Genomic DNA, 26,320 nt, shown 5'->3' on the forward strand with positions numbered 1-26,320 from the left:
GAGAAATTTCACCCTCTAATTTTAGCATATGCCACAGGATTCATCAGGGATCATAGAGGTTCTAAAAGGCGTAAAAGCCTATTTTGGGCAAAAATATGGGTTATTCCCAAGTCTGTTGAGGTTTAACCTTAAGAATAACCCGAATTAAGTATGGTCGGAAACATATAAATAGTAGATGAGCGCAAAAAAAGGATTATCAAAAATCAAAAAACGGGCACAGCATGAGCAAACTTTTTATAAAATAAAACCCTTGGTCAGTTAAAAGGATCACTGTATGGGTTTAGCGTCTTGCTTCTTTGGGTACGCCACCGCCTAGACCTCGTATGCCTAACCAACCTACAGCGCTATAAACGATCGCCAACAATAAGCTACTCAACCCAATACGTAACCCTTGCTTGAGAGCCTCGGTTTTAGCTCGACTTTCGGCATCTCGTTGTCGATCTGCGAGTTGGGTTTGGAGTTGGTTTTTAATTTCTTGAACTTTCTTTTTAAAGTCTTCAGGTTTTTGAGCTAAATCTCGTAAACCTTGAAGTTGTTCAGTTTGTCGTTTCAGTTGCTCTAATTGTTGGGCGGTTAATTGTTGACCTTGAAAGGTACCAGTTTGAAGAATTTGTTGAAACTGTTGAATTTGACCATTAAGTTGTTGGGGATTTTGAGAAATACTATTTAACTGAGATAGAAAAGCTTGGATTTGCTGTTCTCCTTGTCCAACCCCTTGTTGAATTTGTTCTAAAGCACTTGTTTTGGCTTGATTGAGATTATTTAAATGTACAGGCACTAAGAGTAAGAAAATCAAACCTAAGAGACTAGCTAAAATAAATATGGGTAATTTGAGGTCTACAGGAGATTTTTTAGTAGCCGAACCACTCAGACTATCAATCCAATAGCCGATCAGAATCATCCCGATACCTACCAGAGGAACAACCCCTCGATCAACCACAGTGGTGACAAAATTAATCTGCCAGGTAGAATTCTGCCAATTAAAAGGAACCGCAAAGGTAATGACATCTAGTAAAAAGGAGAGAATGAAGATCACCCCGATTAACTTAAGACATAAGGAAGTATAGGCTGAACTAATCATTGTTATCGTTGTCTATATAACTTAAATGGAGCAACTACTCTAACATACTTAAAACTTAGTTAGGATGGCTAATTCTCTAGCCATGCCGGATAATTCCTCCCATATAATAGTATGTAACCTTACGGACACCAAAGATCAAATTTTTTCCTTTCAAGTTCCTGTAGTGCTTCGATAACTTCTCAGTTCAATAGGCAAAGACAAATGGAAAAATTCGTAGAAATTTTAGCTGATAAGCAAGCTCTCATTGAGCGAACCTTAACCTTAGTCGTCGAAAAAATTGAAGCCGCCATAGGGACAAGAGGACGATGTACCATTGCTTTAGCAGGAGGAAGTACGCCAAAACCGTTATATGAAGCTTTATCCACTCAAGCACTTCCTTGGGATAAACTCGAGGTATTTTGGGGAGATGAGCGCTATGTGCCGCCAAACCATCCAGATAGCAATCAACTGATGGCTCGTAAAGCTTGGTTAGATCATGTGCCGATCCCGGACGCCAATATTCATCCTATGCCTACCGATGGAAATGATCCCGACTCCGATGCTAAAAAATATCACTCTGAATTAGGCAAAGTCTTTCAAGTCCCTGAATCGGAATTTCCCGTCTTTGATCTGATTTTATTGGGGATGGGAGATGATGGACACACCGCCTCCCTATTTCCCCAAACCGAAGCGCTAAAAGTCCGCGATCGCTCTATCACCGTAGGGAATAAAGATGGTCAACCCCGTATTACTTTTACGGTTCCCTTGATTAATCAAGCTCGCTGTGTGATGTTTCTTGTCTCAGGTGCCAGCAAACAGCCGGCCTTAGCTCAAATTTTTGCGGCTTCAGCAGAGGAGCTAGATTACCCGTCTCGCTTAATTCAACCTCAAGGCGAACTCTGGTGGCTCCTCGATGCGGCAGCCGGAGAAAAGTTAAAGCGTTAATCCGGAGTAGGGGGAAGGGGATAATAACTAAAGACTAACGACCAATGACTAATGACTGACTATGATTGTTTGTCCTAACTGCGATCACCAAAATCCTGACGGGGCGGCTCAATGTGAAGCCTGTTACACCCCGTTACCTGTTATGAGTTTTTGTCCTAATTGTGGCGCTGGGGTTCAAGCCAATGCTACCTTTTGTGGACAGTGCGGCTACAATCTCCAACCCCCAGGGATTCCTGCTGAACCATCAACGCCAGAAATTTTATCTAGTCCTTCAACGACTAAAAGTGCGGAACGCATTCCGCACCCCAGTAAAAGTACCTCTCCCCCTGACACTTCCTCGCCTGCGGTCACGGTTCAGTCTCTCCCCCCTGAATTGCTCAAGCCTAAGCCTAGTAGTCCGCCGGTTATTCCCTCACCGAAAAGTGACGAGACAGCTTTAGATCAAAACGAGTGGGAAATAGCTGGTATGACTCGCCTACAAATCCAAAAAGCGAGTTTACTACATTTACAAACCAACCAAACCGTAGAAGTTCCTCAAGGATTATCGATCATTCATATTGGCAAACCGAATGAACGTATTCCTCCGGATATTGATGTCTCTGGTTTCCCAGATTCGGATATTGTCTCTCGAGTCCATGCAGATATTCGTGTAGAAGGCGATCTTTACTATATTGAAGATACCGGCAGTTCTAATGGAACTTACATCAATCACATTCCCCTCTCACCGGGAGATCGCCATCGTTTACGCTCAGGAGATCGCATTGCTCTGGGAAAAGGGGACAAACTGACCTTTATTTTTCAACTGTCGTAAACTTATTTACCCTTGGAAGATCGAAAAATGCGGGCAGCAAATTGGCGAATTGGCTCATTATTTGGAATCCCTATCTATATTGATTCCTCATGGTTTCTTATTCTTCTGTTGATCACCATCATTAATGCGGGTGATGTCAATGCGATGGAATTATCCCAGGTATCTCCCGCCCTTGGCTGGCTGACCGGGTTAATGATGGCTTTGTTGTTATTTGCTTCTGTACTCCTTCATGAACTTGGCCATAGCTTAGTTGCCCGCTCTCAAGGGATTAGCGTTAAATCCATTACTTTATTTTTATTTGGGGGTATTGCCTCTATTGAACGGGAATCTTATACTCCCACAGAAGCTTTTTGGGTTGCCATTGCCGGCCCAATGGTGAGTTTAGTCTTATTTGCACTGTTTTTTGGCTTGACGAAGGTTTGGGAGTCATCGCCCATACTCGAGTTAATCACTTCAGATCTTGCCAGAATTAACTTAGTGTTAGTTATTTTTAACTTGATCCCCGGTTTACCTCTCGATGGAGGTCAGGTGTTAAAGGCCATTGTCTGGAAAATGACGGGTGATCGCTTTACGGGTGTTCGTTGGGCTTCAGCCAGTGGTAAATTAATCGGCGGGTTGGGCATCGTTTTTGGCTTGTTTCTCGTTTTAGCAAGCGGAGAACTTGGGGCCATTTGGTTATCGTTAATTGGTTGGTTTGTCCTGAAAAATGCTAAGGCTTATGACGATTTGACCCTCCTGCAACAAAGTTTATTAGAATTAGTCGCCGCCGATGTCATGACCCGAGAATTTCGCGTCGTTAATGCTAATTTAACCCTACGAGAATTTATAGAAGAGTATGTGGTTTCTCAACTGGGTTTGGGCACATCGAATACTTATACTTATACTTATTATGCCGCCTCTGAAGGACGTTATCGAGGTTTATTGAGAGTTTCACAACTACAATTAATTGAGCGCAGTCAATGGTCTAATCAGCGATTAATTGATATTGTTCATCCCTTAACGGAAATTCCTTCTGTACAAGAAAAAACGCCTTTAGTTCAAGTGGTTAAGGAACTCGAAAAAATTAGAGAGCCGGCCATTACGGTATTATCTCCGGCCGGTGCAGTCGCCGGAGTCATTGATCGCGCCGATGTGGTCAAAGCGATCGCCCTCAAAAATCACTTATCGATTTCTGAAACCGAAATCAAGCGCATTAAGACAGAAAGAACTTATCCGGCTTATTTACAATTAGGAGCGATCGCTAACACGATTCTTCAGCAAGACCTTCCCAAGCAACCCTAGACCTTATTCGCGCTTTCTTCAATATTTGCCCAAACAGAACTATCAAACCACAGTTCTTGCTGAGGCGGCGGAATGGGAATGCCGGCCTGATCAAAGGTGGTTTTCAAGCGGCGGCGAAATTCTCGCGATACCTCCCACTGTTTGAGGGGTTGGGTTTTAATCCACACGCGAATAATGACACCGCGATCATCAAAATTATCCACGCCTAACACTTCAGGCGGTTCTAAAATATACTTCTTCCATGAGGGTTCCTGATTCATCTGTTGAGCGGTTTTACTAATCAAATCTAAAGCTTTATTCAGGTCAGCTTTATAGGCCACAGGAATAGCCAAATCCGCACGGGACCATTGACTAGACAGGTTAGCTACTGCTTTAATTTCACTGTTGGGAATGGTAATTAAGCGTCCTTCAGAATCTCGTAACTGAGTAATGCGGAGGTTGATGTTTTCTACTAAGCCGCTAAAATTTCCTACGGCGATCACATCGCCAACGGCATACTGGTCTTCAAAAATAATTAAAAAGCCATTGAGAGCATCTTTAATTAAGTTTTGGGAGGCAAAAGAGACAGCTAATCCGATAATTCCTGCTCCGGCTAAAACGGGGCCTATATCTAATCCTACTGCTGAAAGGGTTATTAATATTCCTATGCCGATGCAGATAATTGTAATAACGCTTTTAGTAATACTAGAAATTGTCTTTACTCGCAATTCTAAGCGGCGGTTTTCTGGATAGATGAGAGAGTGATTAGTAATGACCTTGGTAAAACGCGCAATCAAAGCATAACTTAAGCGGATAGCTAAATAGGTTATTAAAGCAATGATGGTCACTCTAATGGGAATTTTTAAACCGGCAATGAGTAATCCTTGTGTGGCTCGAGTCTGGGGAAATAAGCCCAAAATCAATAAAATCCCTCCGCTCCAAATTGCGCCGCTCGTTAGTTGTACTAAACGATACTGAACTTCTTTTATATGCCATTTTTGCCGCCGGTCTAGTTCAGTTTTTACCGCCCCAGACTGTAAGGATTTAGAAGGTTCAACCTTGGCAAGAGAGCGTTTTAATTTTTGTTTCCAACGAGCAAGCATGAAACTAGAAATTATCATGGCTGCACCTATCCCCAAGGCAATTATCGCTTGACGATATATAAAGGAAGCCTGTTGCTCGAGTTTCGCTCGTTCTAATCCTTGTTTTAATTGTTCGACAATTTGGTCTGCTCTTTTGGCAATATCAACTTTTTCTAAATTGGCATCTAAATTGGTAACAGTCATCAAGCGAAACTCTTTGTAACCAATAGAAGCGTAAATATCTCTTAAGTTTCCGACTTGTTCTTGATTAATTTTTAATTGAGCTTTTTCGTCATGGGCATAGGTTTGATTTAGGTCTTGTAAGCGCTGTTCAATTTCTTCGACTCTGGAAGATAAGTCTGCTTTTTCTCCGGCGATTTTAAATAGACAGCGCCCTTGTAATTCCACACATTGAGAGATAATTGTTTTTTCGGCATCGGGTTTTTGATTGTTGGGTGTGGGTTTAGTGATATTATTCAAGGGAATGGGAATCTGCGAAAATACTGGAGCGACTAAGAAGAAGCCAGTTACTAATATCACCCCTGCGATTATTACAGAGGCAAACTGAATCTTCAATCTTTTTAAATTCACGATTTACTCCTCTTTGACTTGTTTTGAATTCAAAATGTTTTCATTCAAAATTCAAAATGAATCTAATCAAGTGTAAAAAATTCAAAACTCTTTTACTTCTGTCAGGGGGAGTATTTTTTCTTATTCCTAAAGTAAGTACCTGGACACTCATTAAAGTTAACTGTTTGGCAAGGGAACAGGGAACACCGTATCTGGGAGGGTAGACAATCACGGGGATTATAGTTGAGTAGCATATCAGTTTCTTATTAGCAACTCGTTAGCGGCACAGGGACAAAAATCTTTTAACTTTCTATTATAGCTCAAAAATTTGCCCTCTTTTAACAAACCCACAAAAACCATCTGTTTCAGCAGCCGGTAATTGCCCGGGTTGATAGCCATAAAGCCACATTTTTTGTTTGATATCTTTTGGTAAAGTCACTAATTCTTCATAATGAGCATGGACAGGAGTGGGAAATTTTGAGGTTTCACAATCCTGAAAAATTAGGTCGGCTTCTTGATAATAAGGCTTTAGAATATCTAAACAAAATTGAGTATCTGAGGTAATAAAAATCCGAGTTTGATTGACTTCAAAAAATAAGCCGTAAGTTGGCATCAGACAATAGTTGCTATTAACATGAAGAACTTTAACTAAATTAAATTGAAGATTTTCCCAAATAAAATAGCCGTTGGGTTTAATGGGATAGATTTCAAAAAAACTGTTCAGGGTTTTAAGGTCTCCTTCCACAAAGCGCATTCCTCCGGCTAAGGTTCTATCCCAAATTTCACTAGCGATATCTTTACTCAAATAAAGATTTGGTTTTTGACATCTGGGGTCAAACTTACTCGCTAAACCAATATATTCCAATCCGCCCACATGATCGGAATGTAAATGGCTAATATATATATCTGTTATATTGGCATAGGACAAGCCTACTTCATGAAGAGAGAATCGAATATCTGAGCCGCAATCAATCAGCAGTTTTTTATCTTCTTCTGTGATCAAAAGCATATTAGATTGAAAATTATTACTTCCCACAGTAAAAGCTGAACCGGACCCTAAAAAAAGTAGCTTCATCGAATTTGACATAATTAATGAGTTATTGCTGAGGTTGATGTAGTCAAAATTGACTGATATATAGATTCTAACTTGGCGGCGATGGCTGGGGGTTTTGCCGTAAACTGAATATAGAAGCTTCCTGGCTCTGCGGCTTGGTCTAAAACTTTAGCATAAACATCTTCTCTTAATTCAGAAAATTGCTGCTCAAACAGTAAATTTAGTTTAATATTTGTCAGTCCCTCGGGAATTTCTTGAGAATTATTATCAATTTTGATTAAAGCTCTCTTAGCCGATAAAAAAACAATTTTTCCGTTAATCAAAAAATCTCCAACGTGTTTTCCTGAGAGAATTTGGTATTGAATGGGGATCTTTTCGGGAAGAGGACAAAAGATGTCTTCTTCCTTGGGTAAGATTAAATTGAATTCTCCGGCAATACCAATAACACCGTAAATGGTAATAGCTTCTTTAACCCCTTTGGGTCGTACTTCTTTTTCAGATTCAATGATGAGTATTTCCTGTCCAGCCGCGTCTAAGGCCTGCTGAGAAATCAAAATTTGTCCGCCGGTGGTATAGGATTCAATGCGATAGGTAAGGTTAACTTGAGAACCGATGACACCGTATTTAGTGCGCTTTTCTGAGCCAATATTGCCGACAACCACCTCGCCGGTGTGAATACCAATACCCATTTCTAAGGGAGGAAGTTCCCAGGCCTTCATCTGTTCGTTAACGGTTTTCATGGCTAACTGCATATCAATGGCACAGGCGATCGCTCGTCTAGCATCATCTCCCTTAACGGTGGGTGCGCCAAACAACACTAAAATTCCATCGCCCATAAATTCATCGATCGTACCCTGATATTTAGTAATCACATCAGCCATGTGTCCCAAATAAAGATTAATGATTTTAATCACTTCTTCAGGACTAATGCGTTCGGAAGTAGCGGTAAAACCTCTTAAATCTGAGGTCAAAATCGTCAGTGTTCTTCTTTCTCCTCCGAGTTTTGAGGCTTCAGGATGTTCGAGAAGCATCGCCACCACTTCATCAGTCAGGTAACGTCCAAAGGTTTTGCGAACTTCTAAGGCGGTGCGTGCGATATATGCGGTAATGGCGACGGCTGAGCCGCTTAAACTTAGCATAGGAGGAATCAGGGGTATCCACCACCCTTGTACAAAGGCGGCGAAACTACCACAGAATAAAATCCCACCGGCAAGGGTAAAACTGCCCCATTTTTGCCAGGAAAAGCTTTTGATCCCATCTGTGTAGCGCAGTTGCCAACATAATACAGAACCGACCCCAGACCAAAATAAAATCCACAGCCATTCTACAGGTTCGGGCCAAGTTTTAATCAGAGGACGACCGTCTAAAGCCGCACTAATAATCTCGCTGGTAAGATTAGCGTGAATTTCGACTCCTGAAACCGGTTTAGGCAGTTTAAATACTCCATTACTATAAGGGGTAAAGAAAAGGTCTTTAAAACTTTCTCCCACCTTACCGACGAGAATGACGCGATCACGTCCCCAGTCAGGAGGGACTCGATCTTCGAGAATATCTGTCATAGAGACGGTTTCAAAATGCCGATCACCGCCTCGATAATTAATTAAAATTTGATAGCCGCCGGCATCGGTGCGGACATAACCCCCATCATTAGCTTCTAAGGGTCTAAAAACCGTTTTCCCTAATTTCCAGATATCAGGGTCTTTAATCACGGTTAAAGAAACGTCTTTTTCCTTTTCCAGATATAAGTAGGCTAAACGAAAACTAAAACTGTAGATCGTTTCATTATTGGCCGATAGCTGAACCAAACCGCGACGGACGGTATTATCTGGGTCAAAAATGAGGTCATTGGCACCGACTTGGTCTTTGGCTTTCAGGATGGGGGGAGGGGCTACTGTTTCGCGTCCCATTTGACCGACGATTTTTTGAATGCCAATGAGATGAGGGGTAGTTTCAAATACTTTAGCTAAGGCTTCATATCCTGGAGGCACACTCAAATCTCGATAAATATCTAATCCTATGGCCCTAGGTTTGTGGGTTTTTAGCTTTTCTAACAGATAAGCCAAACTACTATCGGTCATGATTGACTCATTACGGTCATGAAGATCGTTTTCATCAATTCCGACGATGACGACTCGTTGGTCTTGGGGTTGTTGAGGTCGCAAACGCATAAATAAATCGTAAGCTTCCCATTCCCAAGATTGTAACAGTCCTGCCGCGCGAATAATGATCACTAATAAAGTTACGCTTGGGGTAGCCACCAATACCCCCCGGTTTTGCCAAAGAAACTGTTTTAACCGATTCCACATAGAATTGAATTGCTACCGAGAAAATTAAACTTCAATTTTAAGGTTGGGCCTGACAGCAGGGAATAAAAGGCTGATTGGCTAGGTCTTCTAATCCGACAGATTGTAAAAGCTGTTGCCATTCTGTTGTTTTTTCGGCATGAATTTTAGCCATGACATCTAGCGTATCAAACCAAATACTTTTTTGAGCCAATAATTCTGCTTTTTCTAGGTCTGGTAGCTGTTTTAATTGATTTTGTAAGTTATTATCCTCAGCAATATATTGTATTTTCCCTTCTACAAACTTATCTCGATTGCGGTATTGGGGATCGCAAACCACCATAAAAGACCAAGAATAAGTTTGATCGGGTTGAAGATTGGCTTTTTGAGGAACTGTTAATTTTATAATTCCCGGTTGATTGGGGAGAGCAAAGTTAGTATAGTAAACTTCATTCCCTTGCTGATCAGTCATGACAAATTCGCCGCTTTTGGCTTGGGTTTTGGGAACATACCAATAAAAAGTTGGTGTAGGGGTTGCCGTTTTCCCTATATTTTCTCGGTTAGGCATCAAGGCAACTAGGGGAATATCTCCTTCTTTAGCACTGATACAGGCAATATCATCGCTACGTGTTCCTCCCCCTGCGGTGGTTTTGGGAGCTTTTCTATCTCCTGTGGGAGGAAAGTTAAGACTAATTTGTCTGTCATTAGAAGGTCTAGAAAGGTTGTTGGGTAAGCTAGAAAATCCCATCAAGCTAGGAGAGAGGGTGATAGCAATTAATCCTAAAGATATTAAATACTTGTCTTGGTTCATGGCCGTTTGCTCCTGACTTGTCTATTGGTTGATTTGGTCTAGCTTGATTTTTTTTTATACTAATAACTTTACAATACTAAAAAAACTCGCCGAGAAAAAAGAATACTTCCTGTTCTCAAGTTGGGGTATTCTTTCTGGGGTTTTTATATACACATATTAGTAATTTTGTCAACAAGAAAAATTGTGGATTGGGTTATCTAACGTTGGTCATCAGAAAATGCCCCTCTTTGGCAACTTCTCGTTCAAGAAACCGCGCCCAATTTAGAAGCGGCTGTCTAGGGCCACAAAAGAAGGAGGAGAGGCAACAAAAAAAGGCAATTGAGTTAATTTAGGCTTGTACTTTTACCCCTTTCCAGAAAGCTACGTAATTTTTAATATGATTAGCTTTTTCTTTTGTTTCGGGGTAATACCAAGCGGCATCTTTATTTTCTTGTCCATCGACTACGATAGTGTAGTAACTGGCTAAGCCTTTCCAAGGACAAGTGGTATGAGTATCACTGTTCTTAAAATAGGCTTTATTAATGGAATCGTGAGGAAAGTAATAGTTACCTTCTACCACTTCACAATTATCGCTTTCTGCTAAAACTGCACCATTCCAAATTGCTTTTGGCATTGCTCAATGACCTTATAACACTCTAATAACTTATTATGCACCGACGGGGAACCCAAAGCATAAGACCGATGCTATGGCCTGATCTGATCGATCCCAGCAGCAGGAGGCGAAAATTATTGAGAATGGGGCCCTGTTAAATTATCCTTAACAGGTACAACAAAATTTTTAGCTCAAAAATATACTGGCCTTTGCCTTTAGCGAAATAACGGTTCAATGATTTGGCGTTAAACTTTATGAGCGACTGATTTGAGTAGGAAAAAGGCTCAGGATAAATTTTAGCCTGAAATACTCAATAAACAAGCTTTCTTTACTTAGTGTTTGGCTTGAAAATTTAGAGGTAAAGCAATGGGATATTCAGTAGAGGTAGAGAGCGATACTTACAATAGCGAAGTGGTTCAAGCTTCCTATAGTAAAACAGTAATCGTTGATTTTTATGCCACTTGGTGCGGCCCTTGTAAACTCCTGAAACCGATTTTAGAAAAGTTGGTTCTAGAGTATGATTTTATTTTAGCTAAAGTCGATATCGACAAAAATCAAGATTTAGCTACCCGATATGGTATAGAAGGAGTCCCTGATGTCAGGGTGGTAGTAGAAGGTCAGATGTATCCGGGTTTTGTGGGGGTTATGTCAGAACCTCAAATTCGGGCTTTGTTAACCCAGTTAAACCTTAAATCTGACTTAGAAATAGGCTTAGAAGCTGTTCGAGATGCTATCGCCGTTCAAAACCCTCAACAGGCTAAACAAATTTTAGATCAATTATTTGCTAAGTATCCCCATAATCCTCAAATTGCCCTTGAAGCGGCTCGTTTTTTAATCCGCTTTAATCGTCTTGATGATGCTGAAAAAATTGTCAAAACTATTGGAGCAGATCAACGAGAATTTTACCCAAAAGCTCAGGCTTTTCAAACTTTAATAGAACTCCAGCGAGGGGTTAATGATCTAGGAGACAGCGAATTAGATCGCTTATTTGGTCAAGCCGCTCGTTTAACACTAGCTGAAGACTACGAGAACGCATTACCTTTATTTCTACAAGTGGTTCAAAGTAGTCGAAAATATCGGGACGATGGCGCAAGGAAAGCGATGATCGCTATTTTTAATTTGTTAGGATTAAGTCATCCTTTAACTAAGCAGTATCAGCAAGAATTGATGTTAGCTTTGTATTAGTCCATTGGTAGGGGACGATTGAGACGGTTATATCTGTAGGAGAAGATAAGTTATCTACCAAACCCGTCCCTGCTGTTCCCTGTTAACCCATCTTCCACACTTCAAGTTGTAACACAATCAGCACACATTCTAAGAGCGATCTGCTCCGCCGTACCCCTTGCCGGTGCGGGTTCCTTCAAAAGGGGATAGTGATCGCCTTAATTATTGAATAAAAATACTGATTAACTCCTCAAAAAACTCTTTTTTTTGATTTTTTTCAAATCCACATTCGAGAATAATTTAAGAATAAGAAAAAACGATGCGTACTTTACTCATTTATCCTGTTTTCCCCCCTACTTTTTGGTCTTATGAAAAAAGTTTGCAATTAGTCAATCGAAAGGTTTTATTACCTCCTCTCGGTTTAATTACTGTAGCGGCTATCTTACCGCAAGAATGGGAATTTAAATTATGTGATCGCAATATCCGAGAGGTAACTGAAGCGGAATGGGATTGGGCCCAATTAGTCATTTTTTCAGCAATGATTGTTCAAAAACAAGATTTACTCGAACAAATTGCAGAAGCCAAACGAAGAGGTAAATTAGTGGCAGTTGGGGGGGCTTATCCTACATCAGTGCCTCTTGATATGCAACAAGCCGGAGTAAATTTTTTAGTCTTAGATGAAGGAGAAAATACCCTACCTCAATTCGTAGAAGCATTAAAACGAGGAGAAACCGAAGGCATTTTTCGCAGTTCGGAAAAACCCGATGTTAGTCTCACGCCTATTCCCCGTTATGATTTATTAGAATTAGATGCTTACGATTCGATGTCAATTCAGTTTTCTCGAGGTTGTCCTTTTCAATGTGAATTTTGTGACATCATCGTTCTTTATGGCCGCAAACCTCGAACGAAAGCTCCTCATCAATTATTAAAAGAACTCGATTATCTCTACGAATTGGGATGGCGGCGAGGTGTTTTTATGGTGGATGATAATTTTATCGGCAATAAGCGCAATGTGAAAAAATTACTCCATGAGTTAAAAGTTTGGCAAACTGAACATCAGTTTCCCTTCCGTTTCAATACAGAAGCTTCTGTAGATTTAGCACAAGATGATGAATTAATGAATTTAATGGTAGAGTGCAACTTTGATGCGGTATTTTTAGGGATTGAAACCCCCGATGAAGACAGTCTAATATTGACTAAAAAATACCAAAATGTCCGCGATCCTCTCTTAGAAACAGTCGATAAAATGATCCGTATTGGATTAAGGCCAATGGCAGGGTTTATTATTGGTTTTGATGGAGAAAAAAAAGGAGCCGCTACAAGAATTATTGATTTTGTTGAACAAGGAGCCATTCCTACTGCTATGTTTGGAATGCTACAAGCACTACCGAATACAGCCTTGTGGGAGCGTTTAGAAAAAGAAAATCGATTACTGGTTAATAATAAACAAGATATTAATCAAAGTACCTTAATGAATTTTATTCCTACTCGTCCGATTGAAGAAATTGCTTCGGAATATATAGAAGCTTTTTGGGAATTATATGATGAAGAAAATTTTTTAGAACGGACTTATCGGTGTTTTCTGAAACTCGGCGCACCCCGAGCGAAAGTTCCTTTTAAATGGCCTCACTGGATTGATGTTAGAGCCTTATTAATCGTGGTGTGGCGGCAAGGCGTTAAACGCAAAACTCGTGCTAAATTTTGGCTTTATTTCTGGAATATTCTCAGATATAATCCCTCGGTATGGGAGCATTATTTAACCGTTTGTGCCCATAATGAACATTTCCTGGAATATCGCCAAGTTGTGCGCGAAGAAATTGAAAAGCAATTAGAAGAGTTTTTGCGGCAAAAAGCCCAATTACTAACTCAAGCACTAACAATTTAAAAATCCCTAATTTCTCCGGCTTCTACCGAGAGAATTTGGGAAGACTTCAACCAGCCGCTATCAAAAGAATGTAGATGAGTGGTAGTAATAAGCGTTTGAAAACGGTCTTGAATAGCCTCAAGTAACTGATTTTGACGGTTGGGGTCTAACTCAGCTAAAACATCATCTAAAAGCAAAAGAGGCGGCTCTCCGACTACCTCTTCTATTAGTTGTAATTCAGCCAATTTTAAAGCTAACACTAGGGTTCTTTGTTGTCCTTGCGAGCCATAATATTTTGCTGGTGTATGATTAATAATAAACTCAATATCATCCCGATGTGGCCCAACTACAGTGGTGCCTAATTGTTGTTCGGCCATACGGCGCTTTTCAATTTTTTCTAAAAAAGCCTGTTTAACTTCCAGAGGGTCATCTTCTGTCCAACTCACATTAGGAATATATTTAATCTCTAAAACTTCTGTTTTTCCACTAATATTACTGTGCCATTGTTGAGCCAGAGGGGTCAATCTTTCTAAGACTCTTGCTCGTCTTCTGGTTACCCGAGAACCCGCTTCTGCTAATTGAACATCCCAAAGTTTTAATTGAGAGATATCACTGGGTAATTGTTCGACAATAATTTCCGGATTTAAATTATCTTCTTCTCTTTGACGAAATTTTTTTAAGAGGGCATTCCGTTGTTTTAAAACTTGATAATATTGGCTTAAAATATGAGCATAAATCGGTTCTAATTGTATCAACAGAGTATCGATCCAACTGCGGCGAGCATCAGGCGCTCCTCGCACTAAATCTAAGTCTAAACTGGAAAACTGCACCGCATTGAGAACCCCTAAAAAATCCATTTGACGACGCAGAGGTTCTTGATTCAAAATAACGGTTCTTCTGCCGGAAATTCGCAAAATTAACGCTAATTCCGCTTGACCGTAAGCCCGTTCGAGGGCGGCTAAAATTTGTCCGCTAGCCGCTCCCTCTAATACTAAATCTCGGTCCCGACTGACTCGATGACTTTTCAACGTCGCCAACAGTTCTACAGCTTCGAGTAAATTCGATTTTCCCTGAGCATTATTCCCAACAATAATGGTTTTTTGCGAATCAAAATTAACCCGTTGCTCTCGATAATTTCGAAAAGAGCGAAGCTGTACAGTCTTTAAGTACATTCTTATTCTTCTTTGTCCTTACTAATAAACCTGTTGCCAGAACGCAAGAGCGGCTTAAACTTTAATGACGTTTAAGTTTACGATACACCCGAACAGCCACCTTTTCGAGTTCAACCCAAACAAACATCAACGAACTAAACAATAAACAAATAACCAGTTGTTGAACACTCAAAACTTCAGTATCAAAAAATTTACGTAAGGGTTCAACATAAATCAACATCAGTTGTAAAATCGTGGTAAAAACCACAGCCACCAGTAAATAGGGATTGCCCAAAGGATTCATTTCTAGGGTGAGGCGCTCATTAGAACGAACCGCGATCGCATGGCCCATCTGAGCAATACAAAGGGTTGTAAAAACCATCGTTTTCCAACTTTCTACATTATGCCCCGGTTGATTAGCTTCATTAAAAGCCCAGACCATTAAGGAAATACTAATAATCGAAAAAATCAGACCAATACGAATAATATACGAGCCTAACCCTCGAGCAAAAATACTTTCAGAAGGACTATAAGGCCGACGGCGCATAATATTAGGGTCTGCCGGTTCTACCGCTAAAGCCAAAGCCGGTAACCCATCGGTGACTAAATTCATCCAGAGAATTTGTAAAGGCGTTAGAGGAACCCCTGAAAGCCCAATTAAGGGAGCCGCACCAATGGTAATCACTTCTCCGACATTACTACCGAGAATATATTTAATAAAGTGACGAATATTGCTATAAACCACCCGTCCTTCTTCGGTTGCTGCGACGATGGTGGCGAAGTTATCATCGAGCAACACCATATCACTAGCTTCTTTACTGACATCGGTTCCTGTAATCCCCATCGCAATACCAATATCAGCTTGTTTGAGGGCAGGAGCATCATTAACACCATCCCCGGTCATGGCGACGAATTTACCTTGTTTTTGCAAAGCTTGAACAATACGCAGTTTATGTTCTGGGGAAACTCTAGCATAAATACTCACTTGGTCAACTTCTTGCTCGAGTTCGGGTTGGGAAAGTTTTTGTAATTCTTGTCCTATCAGCACGTGATCGCCGGGCTGTGCAATTCCCAATTGATGAGCGATGGCGGTTGCGGTTAAGGGATGGTCCCCTGTAATCATCACCACGCGAATACCGGCTTCTCGACACTTAGTCACCGCCGCCTTAACTTCAGGTCGCGGCGCATCGAGCATTCCCACTAATCCTAACCAAATTAAGCCTTGCTCTACATCCTCATTAAGTGCCTCGGTTGGGGGAAGTGCATAGAGGGGTTTACAGGCAAAACCTAGCACCCTTAAGCCGCGTTGTGCCATCGCGTTATTTCCTTGAAGGACCTGATAACGCTGTTGTTCGTCCAAGGGTTGAGCAACAGAACCCACTTGATAGGTTTGACATCGTTCTAAAATTAACTCAGGAGAACCCTTGATAAACAGCATATAAGAAGTTTGTTCTGGGTCAGCCAGGGGGAGTAGTTCTGGTGTTCTGATTAGGCTCCCTGACCACTCACAGATGACCGACATTCGTTTTCTTTCAGAAGAAAAAGGAATTTCAGCAAGGCGAGGTAACTGTTGGTTAAGGGGTTGTTGTTCTAATCCGGCTTTGCCGGCTAAGGTGAGTAATGCTCCTTCGGTGGGGTCTCCTAAAATAATCCATTCTTGAGCGGGTTGTTGGCTTAAAGTTGCATCATTACACAAGACACAGCCCAATAAGAGTGCTTGTAATTCTAGATAGTTGGTGGTGGAGATAGGTTGTTCATCTCCATTGAGAAATTCTCCTAGAGGGATATATCCAACGCCTGTAACGAGAAAATTGTTTTCTAGGGTTTCCACTTCCTGAACTACCATTTTATTTTGAGTCAGGGTGCCGGTTTTATCCGAACAAATCACATTCACAGAGCCTAATGTTTCTACTGCCGGGAGTTTGCGAATTAAGGCATTACGTCTCACCATGCGCTGTGTGCCAATGGCCAAGGTAACTGTAATGACGGCGGGTAACCCTTCGGGGACGACGGCAACCGCCATACTTAAAGAGATTTCGATTAAGTCTTGTAGAAAACCCCAACCGGCTTTAATTACCCCCCCAATCACCACTAAAGCTACTAAAATAAGTGAGCCGCTCACCAAGACATTGCCTAATTGATTCATGCGCTGTTGTAGGGGAGTGGGTTCATTTTCTACAGATTGAAGCATCTGAGCAATTTTTCCCAATTCTGTGGCCATCCCTGTATTGGTAACCACCACTTTTGCTCGTCCTTGAATGACTTCGGTTCCTGTAAATACTCGATTGAAGCGATCACCTAAAGGGGTATCTTCTGTTAATCCTGTTAGGGCGGGTTGTTTATTGACTCCATGCGGTTCGCCGGTGAGGGCAGATTCTCGAACTTGAAAGGTTGCCGCTTCTAAGATTTGCCCATCAGCACACAATTGAGAGCCGGCTTCTAAAAGAATAATATCTCCCGGAACTAAGCTAGAAGCATCGACTTCTAGTCTTGTGCCCTCTCGAATCACGCCTATTTTAGGAGAAGAAAGTCGTTTTAAGGCGGCTAAGGCTTTTTCGGCCCGGCTTTCTTGAAGGTAGCCTAAAATTCCATTCAGAATGACAATTAATAAGATGGCGATGGTATCTTTAAAAGGAACACCGGCCGGTTCTTTTTGATATAGTTGAACCAGATCTAAAACGCCTGAGACCAGAGCTACAACGATCAGCATAATTAACATCACATTTTTGAACTGATCGAGCAGTATTTCCCAGGCGGTTCGGCCTGCCGCTTCTTCTATTTCATTAGGTCCGTAGTGTTTTAGGCGTTGTTCAACTTCACTGGCTGTTAATCCGTTACTAGCATCAGTTCCTAAAATATTGAGGATATCTTCTCCTGAATAAGTGTGCCATGCTTGATGCTGGTCTGGTAGAGTGTGGGAGGAGTAGGAGGATGTCACTGTAGCTTAATCAGTCTCAATAGATTTATCCTTTTTCATATTAAGACTTAATTCACCCGAGTCGAATGTAAAGATTTTCACAATTTAAGAAAGGGGTTCATCTCGCTCAGTGGTTAGCCATTGTGTTTGGGGTTTGAGAATAAATCCTAAATAAATAGGAATTTTCCAGAATATATACATCGGAATGGCTAAAAGATTTTTGGCAGATATATGATCGCGCCCAAATTTAGCCCAAGCTAACAAGACAGCACTGACAATTAACAGTCCTTCAATCCCTAAAATCCATAAGGGAATCCAAATATTTTCTACCATTGCCACACCCAATCCCGCTAGGCTAACGGTTAACCAGAATAGAACCAACAACGATAACGGGGGGACAAACAATTCTAAGGCAAGAGCGAGTAAATCTAGCCGTCGTTGGACAAAGGCTTGTTTAAATAAAACCCAAGAGTGAGTCAGGATCATTTCTAGGTGACCATGTTCCCATCGTTTTCTCTGGCTGATGGCGGCTTGATTTTCCATTAAGCGCCCAATCACTCTGGCTTGGTGGCAATAGATGGGACAAAATCCTGCCAATGCCAAGTCCACTGTAAGCTGCATATCATCAGCCGTTTTATTGCCAGCCAAAGAAACTTGTGCCAGTACAGTCCAAGGAAATCCCATTCCACTACCGGTGAGTAAACAAGGTAATCCTAAACTCGCTAACCCCAAAGGACGAACAAAATTTTTAATCAGTAGAGCTAATCTGGATATGGTATCTTTTGCGGTGGGATTTAAGCTTTGTTCCATTAGATAGGTCGCTTGTACGGGCCGCTGGGTTTTTTTGACTTTGCAGGCAATTTCAGTAATTGTATTGGCAGATACTTTACAGTCAGCATCGAGAATAATTACTACTTCTGGAGGATTCTTATTGAGATATTGCATTCCATAATCTAATGCATATCCTTTGCCGCGCCTTGTATCATCTGTTCTTTCTAAGACTTGTACCCCCCGATTAGCAGCGATGGCGACTGTATTATCAGTACAGTTGTCTGCTATGACCACAATTTCGTCTTTCGGGGTCAATTGGGGTAAAAGTGCGGCTAAGGTATCACCAATCACTAAAGCCTCATTGTGGGCTGGAATTAAAATTGCCAGGGTTGGCCTCTGTGTTTTTTCTGGGTTGGGTTTTTTTTCTGCTGGCTTGACAACAGCTAACCCACACTCCACTACAAACACAAAAATAGGTGCTAACAGCCCTATGGCCAGCATGAATAAAGTAAAAGAGCCTAAAAACATAGTTTTACTTATCTAATCTTTATTTTGTCTCTGAGTATTTTTGTACGAGGGTAGGCAAGATTTATGCTTATATTCTCTATATATTATGCTATGTGACTAAAAATAATCACAGGTATTAAGGTAGGTGAAGTTCACCAATTCTTAACAGGGTGAAAACTAATATCTATTAAAATATAACCTCGGATACTTGTTTAAAGCCTTAAAATATGGTACGGAAACCCAAGGCTGTTATCTGTCTTAAGATAGAAACTTTATCAATTCTTTATCAATTCTTCATCAATTTTTGATTTATTTTTTATAAATTTTTTACATTGTCAAAACGGATGTCTGCTGATATGTAGCCGCTAGTGGATTTTAGGCAGCGAGGCTCTCAGGTAGCCGCTAGTTAATAAAATCTTTAGAATAATCAATTTGCAGAAATTTTGTTAAGAATTGTAAATTTTTAGCCCGAGCAATGTAAAGATTGTCGGTATCATGAGTGAGTTAGGTCTATCAGTAGCGTTAATCAATATATGGGTTTAAAAATCGTTAAAAATTTTGAGGCGAGTTTTACGCTAAGCCAAGAAGCCAAAACACGGTTATTTGAGTTACTACAAAGCGCCGATTTTCTTGGGCAAATTAGCCAACAATTACAGGGAGCCAAAATAGAGTTTACTGAATTATTATTTCAACCGGTTCCTTATAGTCAAGAAACACCTAAAGGAATGCCTCCTGAGTTGGAAAGTTATTTCAATTCAGAAGATTACGTAATTATTAATGTCCCTCCTAATTTTATGTTTAAAGCTAAAGTTTTTAACCCCAGTCGCCTCTGTGCCATTTATCGAAAACAAAAATAATGGTTAGTAGTGATTTTATCTTATCAAAAAATCCATCTTCAACTCAGAAAAAATCTCATGACTACTGGAACAGAAATCGCAGACTTAAAAACGCTAAATTATTTCCCTTATCTAGATAACGGCTTAATATCCGAAGATTTTCAGAGTAAAATTGGCGTGTATGCCATTTTCAATCAAGAGCAAGAATTACAATTTGTCGGTTATTCACGGGATATTTATTTAAGTTTAAAACAGCATTTAGTCCGTCAGCCGGATAATTGTTATTGGCTGAAAATACAAACCATTACTCGTCCGAGTCGTACCCAATTAGAAGAAATCCGTTTAGCTTGGATTAAAGAAAATGGAAAAACTCCTTTAGGAAATGACTCAGAACAAGGAAAATGGACTGAACCCATTGATGCTAAATTAGCGATGACAGAAGCCGAAAAACAAGAGTATCAAAGCACTGATGACCTAGGAAAAATAAAGCTCCTTAAAAAAGTTTCTCGGCGAGTTGAAGAAGCCATTCAAGAAAAATTGAAAACCCGAGGAGTACAGATGGATATGCGTTTTAATCCTAAACTAAAAGAACAAGGATTGTTAGACCTAAAGTAAAAATAGGAAAAAAATAGCAGTAGCCGCTTTCAGGATTGACTGCTCGTTCTCTCGTAAAATCAACAAGCAAGCTATTATGGATAAATTAGACAAGATAGTTGTTGGTTACCAATACTGAGAGTTTTTTCGTCAGATGACCACAGCCTTACTAAACAATCGTTATCAAATACTAGAAAGCCTGGCTAGAGGAGGCTTTGGGGAAACCTTTTTAGCGATCGATACCCATCTGCCCTCGGCTCGCAAATGCGTGATCAAGCAGCTTAAACCGATCATTCAAAGCCCTTCACTCCCGCAATGGCTAAAAGAAAGATTTCAGCGAGAAGCAACAATTTTAGAGGACTTAGGCGACAAAAACGCGCAAATTCCTCAACTATATGCTTACTTTGCCGAAGAAGATAACTTTTATCTAGTACAAGAATGGATAGAAGGGCTGACTCTGACGCAGAAACATCAACTCGAAGGGAATTTTACCTCAGAAGAAGTCACAGACATCCTGGTGCAAATTCTGCCAGTATTAGACTACATCCACCATCGTCGCATTATTCACCGAGACGTTAAGCCCGATAACATTATTATAAGGTCCTCAGATAGGTTACCTGTGTTGATCGACTTTGGCATCATGAAAGAAGCCATGGCCACACTCGTTCAACCTGATGGGGTGAGTGCCTATTCTATCGCCTTGGGAACTCCTGGCTATATGGCCTCTGAACAAGCCGCAGGCCGCCCAGTTTTTTCTAGTGATCTCTACAGTTTAGGGCTAACCGCCGTGTTTTTACTGAGCGGCAAAACCCCCCAATATCTAGAAACCGATCCCCGTAGCGGAGAAATTCTTTGGCGTAACTCCGTCCCGAACCTTCATTCTAACTTAGCCGCCGTCATCGACCGTGCTATTCGCTTTCATCCGCGTGATCGCTTTAGTTCTGCCCAAGAGATGTTAGCCGCCCTGCAACATCCTCCTGAAACTAAGACGGTGGCTACAGTGGCGGTTTCACCGGGGTCTCTAAAACCCGGAAAAATTCTCGCACAACAACCCATTGCCACACAACCCGATCCAGAGATGATTCTACCGGCAGTAGAATGGGAACCCGAAGAGAAAAAATCTGCTTGGAGTGGGATAACTTTCTTTTTAAGCGTGGGGGGTTTAATGATCGGAGGGTTTATCTTGGGGTTGAGTATTTTTCTGGCGCAACAACGCTCCGATCATACTCCCAAGCCTACTCCCATAGAAGCAACGCCAGAACCGCAAATCTCAGTAACTCCCTCTCCAGTAGCACCCGAGATCGTTCCAAGAAGAAGACCCAGCAGACAACCTATCCCTTCCAACACCTTTACGCCGGTTCCTCCACCAGAAACTTCTCCAAGTCCGCTTGAAACTATTGTTCCCTCTCCAGAAGGCGAAATCACACCAACGCCGCTTGAGTCACCGACCTCTTCTCCATCGGGAGAAACGACCCCAACCCCGTCTGAAAACCCTGCCGCCTCTCCGGCTGGACAAACGCCTCCAACTACGCCTGAAAATCCTGCCGCCTCTCCTTCTGGAGAAACTGCCCCAACCTCCCCGTCACCAACCCCCTCGCCAACTGTTCAACCCAGTCCTGCCGCTTCTTCGGCCCCAAGTCAACCGACTCCACAACCGTCACCATCAGCAACCCCTGAACAGGAAAAATCCACCTCGGGGGATCATCAAAGTCGTGTTTTGAAAATCCCTGTGGTCGCTACTGGCACTAAAGAAGAATTAATCCGACGAAAATTAGGACAACCCACCACCATTAATAAGGGACTCTGGGGAAATACTCAGGCGGTATTATACAAAAACGTGGTTCCCAGTAAAGTTGATATCGGTTATTTATTTGAGCCTGAAAGCGGAAGAGTGAGACAAAGCGAGGTTTCTGTTGCTCAGTCGGTGGGTTTAGCCACCATCAAAACCACCTTAAATCAATTATTAAGGGGGAATGCGCCGCCTTCAGTTAAACAAGCTTTAGAACAAATCTATCTACGCCAAAGTAACCAACATTCATTTTTAGTTGGTAATCTAAAAGGAACGATTCAACGCAATCAGTTTGATCGCATTTACATTGGTATTTGGGAAGCTGATTTTCATTGAACGGTGAATTTAACGATCCATGACCAACCAACCCGAATCTAATACAACCTCAAATCACGACTCGCAAAGCACTTCTGCTGTTCAGTCAACCTCTACGAATGGGAATGGAAAGACCCCTTCGTCGCCAAAAAAATCGCTTAATCTGTTGATTCCGCCCCCTCGCCAATCTTCTCAACTTTCCCTATCTCAGAAAGAAATTAGTTCATCAGATCCCCGTTTATTACTGGGTGCGGTGGCGATCCTCGGCTTAGGTTTATGGTTTAATCTGCCTTGGGTGGGTTTTTCTGGGGGGTTGACGGCTTTGTTTCTCTCTTTAAGGGTAATTTTCCCCTCGATCAAAGATTGGGTTCGTCAATATTTAACCCTTCAAGAGAGAAAGACGTTACTCGCCTCTGTGGTTTTTACTTTATCTGTTGCGGGAATGGCCAAATATTTTAGGCTATATGAAACCATTGCTATTTGGCTCAATAATTTTAAATATGATGAATTTGGCTCTTGGGCTGACTGGGTGGGGGCTTTAGGGCAAATTATGATTGCTGTGTTGGCGGTTTATGTGGCTTGGCAGCAATATGTTATTTCTCGAGATTTAACCATTCAGCAAAATCGCATTACTCAACAACAAACCATTGATGCTTATTTTCAAGGTGTATCAGATCTGGTTCTGGATGGACAAGGGATGTTAGAAGATTGGCCTCAAGAAAGGGCTTTGGCAGAAGGTCGCACGGCGGCAATTTTGGGAAGTTTAAATGCTGAAGGTAAAGCCAAAGTTTTGCGTTTTCTTTCTCAGTCAAAACTTTTAGCCCCTTTAGCCCGCGATAGCCATTTAGGACGACCGATTTTTGATGGTTTAGGGGGTTATGCTGAAGATCGCGCCTATGGAGTTAGGGTGATTAATTTAGGAGTCATGTTAGCGGGTGCTGATTTATCCGGTACAGATTTACGTTGGACTGATTTAAGTGAAGCTAATATGGTACGGGCCAATTTAAGCGGCTGTGATTTGGTTAAGGCTAATTTGTCTCGTACTGTGTTATTTGAAGCTAATTTAGCACAGGCTGATTTGAAAGGCGTTCGATTGTTTTATGGTTCTGTAGAATACGCCAGTCCCCGCAGTCAGCATATTCCTCCCGATTATCAAACGGGTGCCCATACCGGCGCAGTGGTTGAAAATACTAATTTAATTGGCGTGAAAAATCTTAATGAAGAACAGCGTTATTATTGTTGTGCTTGGGGAGGAGAACAAACTCGCGGGACGATTCCTGGGGGATGTGAGGGAATTCCTAATAAGTTAGGGCGTTGATAGGCACTCTTGCCATAGGAGAAATTTTAGATCGGTTTAAAACACCTAAAAATAAGGTAAATTATTAACCGTCTCTCTTAGATTAAGGAAAAAGGTTGTGACCCCTAAAGAATTGTGTTTATTATTTTTTTCAGTTTTGGTTAGTGTAACTGGGCAATTTTTTCTCAAACTGGGGGCGGGAAAATTAGGAAAAGTCAATGCTGGGAACCTGATTAGCCATGTTTTGAATATTATCTCTACACCCGAGTTATTATTGGGTTTATTTTGTTATGGATTAGGGGCTGTAGCTTATATTTTATTATTAACCCGTGTTAAACTCAGTGTTGTCGGGCCTTCGGCTTCATTAATTTACATTTTTTCGGTTTTAATGGGTTATTTTTTCTTTAAAGAGTCTATTCCAGTTTATCGTTTATTTGGTTTAGGATTTATTGTCTGTGGTGTCATTTTAGTGGTTTGGCAACCTCGCTAAATATAACGTTTCCGCTAAAATGTTGGGTACTGTTACATTTGGGGAGCAAGCCTTGCGCCTTCTTTTAGAAGTACGGGAGAGACTCTATCAAGCTACGATCAATTCCCAGAATATCATAAAAAGTGCTTATATTACTTAAACTTCACTTAATTTTCAGTTATTTTAGACAATAGTCATTATTCAGCTTTTTTCTTGAGCTTACTTTTAAACAAAGTACCGAAACCTAATGCTGTACCTACACCAAGAATGGTAAAAGGTTCAGGAACCGCATCAGACTGGTAGGTTACTTTGTATCCAGCAGCAACTAGGTTTGGATGTAAGTATTGTGTCAAATCATATTCTATGGTAAACACAGAAGAACCAGGTTCTAAAAAATATCCATAAGGATTACCAAGAGGTTTCTCTTCAAAAATAGGGCCTGTGAAACCTACATTCAATAGGTCACCAACAGTTCCAAAATTATCCTCTAGATCAGACCATGCAAACAAACTGGCGGAGTTTTCATCATTATGAATGATCCCAAAAACGTCACTAACTATTGCATTACTTCCAGTGCCTGTACCTTGTTCTGTCAGCACAGTCAATGTGAAAGGAGTACCAGGGTAATTAATGGGGATACTAGGATCACCTACTCCAGGGACAACAAATGGTTGTCCTTCGTCATTACCAAAAATGATGAATCGCTGATTAAGGACACCATTTAAATATACATTAACTAAATCCGATACGCCGCCTCTTGATAAGGAACAAGCTTTATCTAATGCACATTCAACATCTGTTAGTGCTTTGACAGGTGTAGAAGTGAGGGCCATAACAGCAGGTACTATCAAGGAAACACCAAGTAGCATGGGTTGTTGGAAAATTTTTAGCTTGATCATAGTTGTGTTTTTTTAATTTTTGTTTGAACAGATTAGCAATGAGACTTGTATTTTTATGTATATACTTGTTTTCTCTTGCTGTATTCAATGTTACCAAAATGCTATTAGATTTAATGTAATCTATCACTATATAGATGTATAACTTACTGTAAATCTTTCTTAATCAAATCTTAATAATTCATTAATTCTTTAAAAATTCCTCAAAAAAAATTCTCACGACATACCCTATCAAGAGTACCTTTTGCAACAGCGCCTGTTGCTAAGTAGTCGGACACTCATTAAAGTTAACTGTGAGGTTAGGGTGTGGGGGAATTGTGGGCGTTTTACAATTCTTTATACAAAGTGCTTTATTTATGTCCAGGTACTTATAGCGTTTCTCAAATCAATGAGGTACACCTCAATTTTATTTTTTATTACCTGTTCCCTGTTCCCTAAAATCGAAAAACTATGTACCTCACTAAAATGAGAGATGCTATATATTTTTTTAACGATAATAAAAATCAAAATCTTTCAAAGCGATTAAACGGGCTTTATTTAATCGATAATGATAGGTGGATTTTTTCTGCAACCTTTGCCAAAAACTGATTTTTTTTACGTCATGAGAAGCATCTAAATGTTTTGTAGCTCGAGCAATAGCCCTTAAACTGTCGCTGTTTCGTACTTTCCAGCCTACTTTAGTGGCGGCTAAACCCATGACATTACCTTGACCACTATGAATCCCTTTCAATTCTAAATAACGAGCAATTAAACCCCATATTTCTAGAAACTCTTTTTCTTTTCCCCCGTCTTTGGCTACTATAAATAATGAGTCTCCGATCCAATCAACTTCTTCTATTGGAATTTTTAATTTTGATGATAATTTCTGGAATTTTTCTAGGTCTTCTGGCCTATATTTACTAACATGATATAATAAATTTTCAGAAAATCCTCTTATGCCGCCTAGAATTTCAACAGAGATATCAATTTCACTAATAATTTTTGTATCAGCATCTAAATATATCGCGGCATCAGCATTTAATAAACATTTTTCAATCACGAATCTTTTATCATTATAACAGTGTAAAACCCCTGTTTGCTTCTGTTGAAATGAGATGACATTCTCACAATTTTTGAATTGTTTAGGATTATCTGTACCGACTACAATTTTAGCTTTAGGAGCATATCTTTTAAGACCTAGGGCAAGTTCTCTAGCCAATAATTGGTATTTCTTACCCAGAGCTAAAGTACAAAAACAAAAAGTTTTTGCGGTGAAAGAGCTATTCATATAGTTAGTGGAAGGA

General features: G+C 40.7%; 21 protein-coding genes. 10 read left to right on the plus strand and 11 right to left on the minus strand.

The window, feature by feature from the left end; genetic code table 11:
* Window positions 1–280: 280 nt before the first annotated feature.
* Entirely contained in the window at window positions 281–1,081 is an 801-nt protein-coding gene (gene hpsJ-B, locus CYAN7822_RS00815; RefSeq protein ID WP_013320332.1) for a hormogonium polysaccharide biosynthesis protein HpsJ, read from the minus strand.
* Window positions 1,082–1,282: 201 nt separating this feature from the next.
* Between hpsJ-B and pgl the strand changes: the two genes are divergently transcribed.
* The 3 genes from pgl to CYAN7822_RS00830 all read left to right on the plus strand — a co-directional run bounded on the left by pgl (window position 1,283) and on the right by CYAN7822_RS00830 (window position 4,097).
* Window positions 1,283–2,005: a 6-phosphogluconolactonase gene (pgl, locus tag CYAN7822_RS00820; RefSeq protein WP_013320333.1), complete on the plus strand. Its 723-nt coding sequence runs from the start codon at window positions 1,283–1,285 to the stop codon at window positions 2,003–2,005.
* 61 nt (window positions 2,006–2,066) lie between these two features.
* Window positions 2,067–2,816 carry a double zinc ribbon and FHA domain-containing protein gene (locus tag CYAN7822_RS00825; RefSeq protein WP_013320334.1) on the plus strand — a complete coding sequence of 250 codons (750 nt, stop codon included), beginning with the start codon at window positions 2,067–2,069 and terminating at the stop codon, window positions 2,814–2,816.
* A gap of 27 nt (window positions 2,817–2,843) precedes the next feature.
* Window positions 2,844–4,097 carry a site-2 protease family protein gene (locus CYAN7822_RS00830; protein WP_013320335.1) on the plus strand — a complete coding sequence of 418 codons (1,254 nt, stop codon included), beginning with the start codon at window positions 2,844–2,846 and terminating at the stop codon, window positions 4,095–4,097.
* Here the strand turns inward: CYAN7822_RS00830 and CYAN7822_RS00835 are convergent.
* The 5 genes from CYAN7822_RS00835 to CYAN7822_RS00855 all read right to left on the minus strand — a co-directional run bounded on the left by CYAN7822_RS00835 (window position 4,094) and on the right by CYAN7822_RS00855 (window position 10,488).
* Window positions 4,094–5,749: a mechanosensitive ion channel family protein gene (locus CYAN7822_RS00835; RefSeq protein ID WP_013320336.1), complete on the minus strand. Its 1,656-nt coding sequence runs from the start codon at window positions 5,747–5,749 to the stop codon at window positions 4,094–4,096. The genes CYAN7822_RS00830 and CYAN7822_RS00835 overlap by 4 nt on opposite strands.
* Window positions 5,750–6,041: 292 nt before the next feature.
* A complete protein-coding gene (locus CYAN7822_RS00840) occupies window positions 6,042–6,803 on the minus strand; it encodes an MBL fold metallo-hydrolase (RefSeq protein WP_013320337.1) in 762 nt (253 codons plus the stop codon).
* A gap of 14 nt (window positions 6,804–6,817) precedes the next feature.
* Window positions 6,818–9,088, minus strand: a complete 2,271-nt coding sequence (locus CYAN7822_RS00845) for a CHASE2 domain-containing protein (RefSeq protein ID WP_013320338.1) — start codon at window positions 9,086–9,088, stop codon at window positions 6,818–6,820.
* Window positions 9,089–9,125: 37 nt separating this feature from the next.
* On the minus strand, window positions 9,126–9,875 hold the full coding sequence (locus CYAN7822_RS00850) for a DUF928 domain-containing protein (protein WP_013320339.1): 750 nt from the start codon (window positions 9,873–9,875) through the stop codon (window positions 9,126–9,128).
* A gap of 328 nt (window positions 9,876–10,203) precedes the next feature.
* Window positions 10,204–10,488: a DUF427 domain-containing protein gene (locus CYAN7822_RS00855; RefSeq protein WP_013320340.1), complete on the minus strand. Its 285-nt coding sequence runs from the start codon at window positions 10,486–10,488 to the stop codon at window positions 10,204–10,206.
* A gap of 345 nt (window positions 10,489–10,833) precedes the next feature.
* Between CYAN7822_RS00855 and CYAN7822_RS00860 the strand changes: the two genes are divergently transcribed.
* Both CYAN7822_RS00860 and CYAN7822_RS00865 read left to right on the plus strand, forming a co-directional pair.
* Window positions 10,834–11,652 carry a tetratricopeptide repeat protein gene (locus CYAN7822_RS00860; protein WP_013320341.1) on the plus strand — a complete coding sequence of 273 codons (819 nt, stop codon included), beginning with the start codon at window positions 10,834–10,836 and terminating at the stop codon, window positions 11,650–11,652.
* Window positions 11,653–11,950: 298 nt separating this feature from the next.
* Window positions 11,951–13,516 (plus strand): B12-binding domain-containing radical SAM protein, encoded by a 1,566-nt coding sequence (locus tag CYAN7822_RS00865; RefSeq protein WP_013320342.1) that lies wholly within the window; start codon window positions 11,951–11,953, stop codon window positions 13,514–13,516.
* Here the strand turns inward: CYAN7822_RS00865 and recF are convergent.
* The 3 genes from recF to CYAN7822_RS00880 all read right to left on the minus strand — a co-directional run bounded on the left by recF (window position 13,513) and on the right by CYAN7822_RS00880 (window position 18,862).
* The gene (recF, locus tag CYAN7822_RS00870; protein ID WP_013320343.1) at window positions 13,513–14,667 is read right to left on the minus strand and encodes a DNA replication/repair protein RecF; all 1,155 of its coding nucleotides are present in this window, start codon (window positions 14,665–14,667) and stop codon (window positions 13,513–13,515) included. The two genes, CYAN7822_RS00865 and recF, sit on opposite strands and share 4 nt — an antisense overlap.
* Window positions 14,668–14,728: 61 nt before the next feature.
* The gene (locus CYAN7822_RS00875) at window positions 14,729–17,584 is read right to left on the minus strand and encodes a cation-translocating P-type ATPase (RefSeq protein ID WP_013320344.1); all 2,856 of its coding nucleotides are present in this window, start codon (window positions 17,582–17,584) and stop codon (window positions 14,729–14,731) included.
* 84 nt (window positions 17,585–17,668) lie between these two features.
* The gene (locus tag CYAN7822_RS00880) at window positions 17,669–18,862 is read right to left on the minus strand and encodes a glycosyltransferase family 2 protein (RefSeq protein WP_013320345.1); all 1,194 of its coding nucleotides are present in this window, start codon (window positions 18,860–18,862) and stop codon (window positions 17,669–17,671) included.
* Window positions 18,863–19,374: 512 nt separating this feature from the next.
* Between CYAN7822_RS00880 and CYAN7822_RS00885 the strand changes: the two genes are divergently transcribed.
* The 5 genes from CYAN7822_RS00885 (at window position 19,375) to CYAN7822_RS00905 (ending at window position 24,162) form a co-directional block, all read left to right on the plus strand.
* Window positions 19,375–19,698 (plus strand): hypothetical protein, encoded by a 324-nt coding sequence (locus CYAN7822_RS00885; protein WP_013320346.1) that lies wholly within the window; start codon window positions 19,375–19,377, stop codon window positions 19,696–19,698.
* Between the two features lie 57 nt (window positions 19,699–19,755).
* Window positions 19,756–20,292, plus strand: coding sequence for a GIY-YIG nuclease family protein (locus CYAN7822_RS00890; RefSeq protein ID WP_013320347.1), 537 nt, complete (start codon window positions 19,756–19,758; stop codon window positions 20,290–20,292).
* 133 nt (window positions 20,293–20,425) lie between these two features.
* A complete protein-coding gene (locus CYAN7822_RS00895) occupies window positions 20,426–22,396 on the plus strand; it encodes a serine/threonine-protein kinase (protein WP_013320348.1) in 1,971 nt (656 codons plus the stop codon).
* 19 nt (window positions 22,397–22,415) lie between these two features.
* Complete coding sequence (locus CYAN7822_RS00900) at window positions 22,416–23,693, plus strand: pentapeptide repeat-containing protein (RefSeq protein ID WP_013320349.1); 1,278 nt, start codon at window positions 22,416–22,418, stop codon at window positions 23,691–23,693.
* A gap of 97 nt (window positions 23,694–23,790) precedes the next feature.
* Window positions 23,791–24,162: an EamA family transporter gene (locus CYAN7822_RS00905; RefSeq protein ID WP_013320350.1), complete on the plus strand. Its 372-nt coding sequence runs from the start codon at window positions 23,791–23,793 to the stop codon at window positions 24,160–24,162.
* A 176-nt stretch (window positions 24,163–24,338) separates the two neighbouring features.
* Here CYAN7822_RS00905 and CYAN7822_RS39290 read toward each other — a convergent pair whose 3' ends face one another.
* Entirely contained in the window at window positions 24,339–25,040 is a 702-nt protein-coding gene (locus CYAN7822_RS39290; protein ID WP_013320351.1) for a PEP-CTERM sorting domain-containing protein, read from the minus strand.
* Window positions 25,041–25,524: 484 nt separating this feature from the next.
* On the minus strand, window positions 25,525–26,304 hold the full coding sequence (locus CYAN7822_RS00915) for a hypothetical protein (protein ID WP_013320352.1): 780 nt from the start codon (window positions 26,302–26,304) through the stop codon (window positions 25,525–25,527).
* Between the last annotated feature and the right edge of the window lie 16 nt (window positions 26,305–26,320).

Origin of the sequence: Gloeothece verrucosa PCC 7822 (assembly GCF_000147335.1) — a bacterium.
Lineage (GTDB): Bacteria > Cyanobacteriota > Cyanobacteriia > Cyanobacteriales > Microcystaceae > Gloeothece > Gloeothece verrucosa.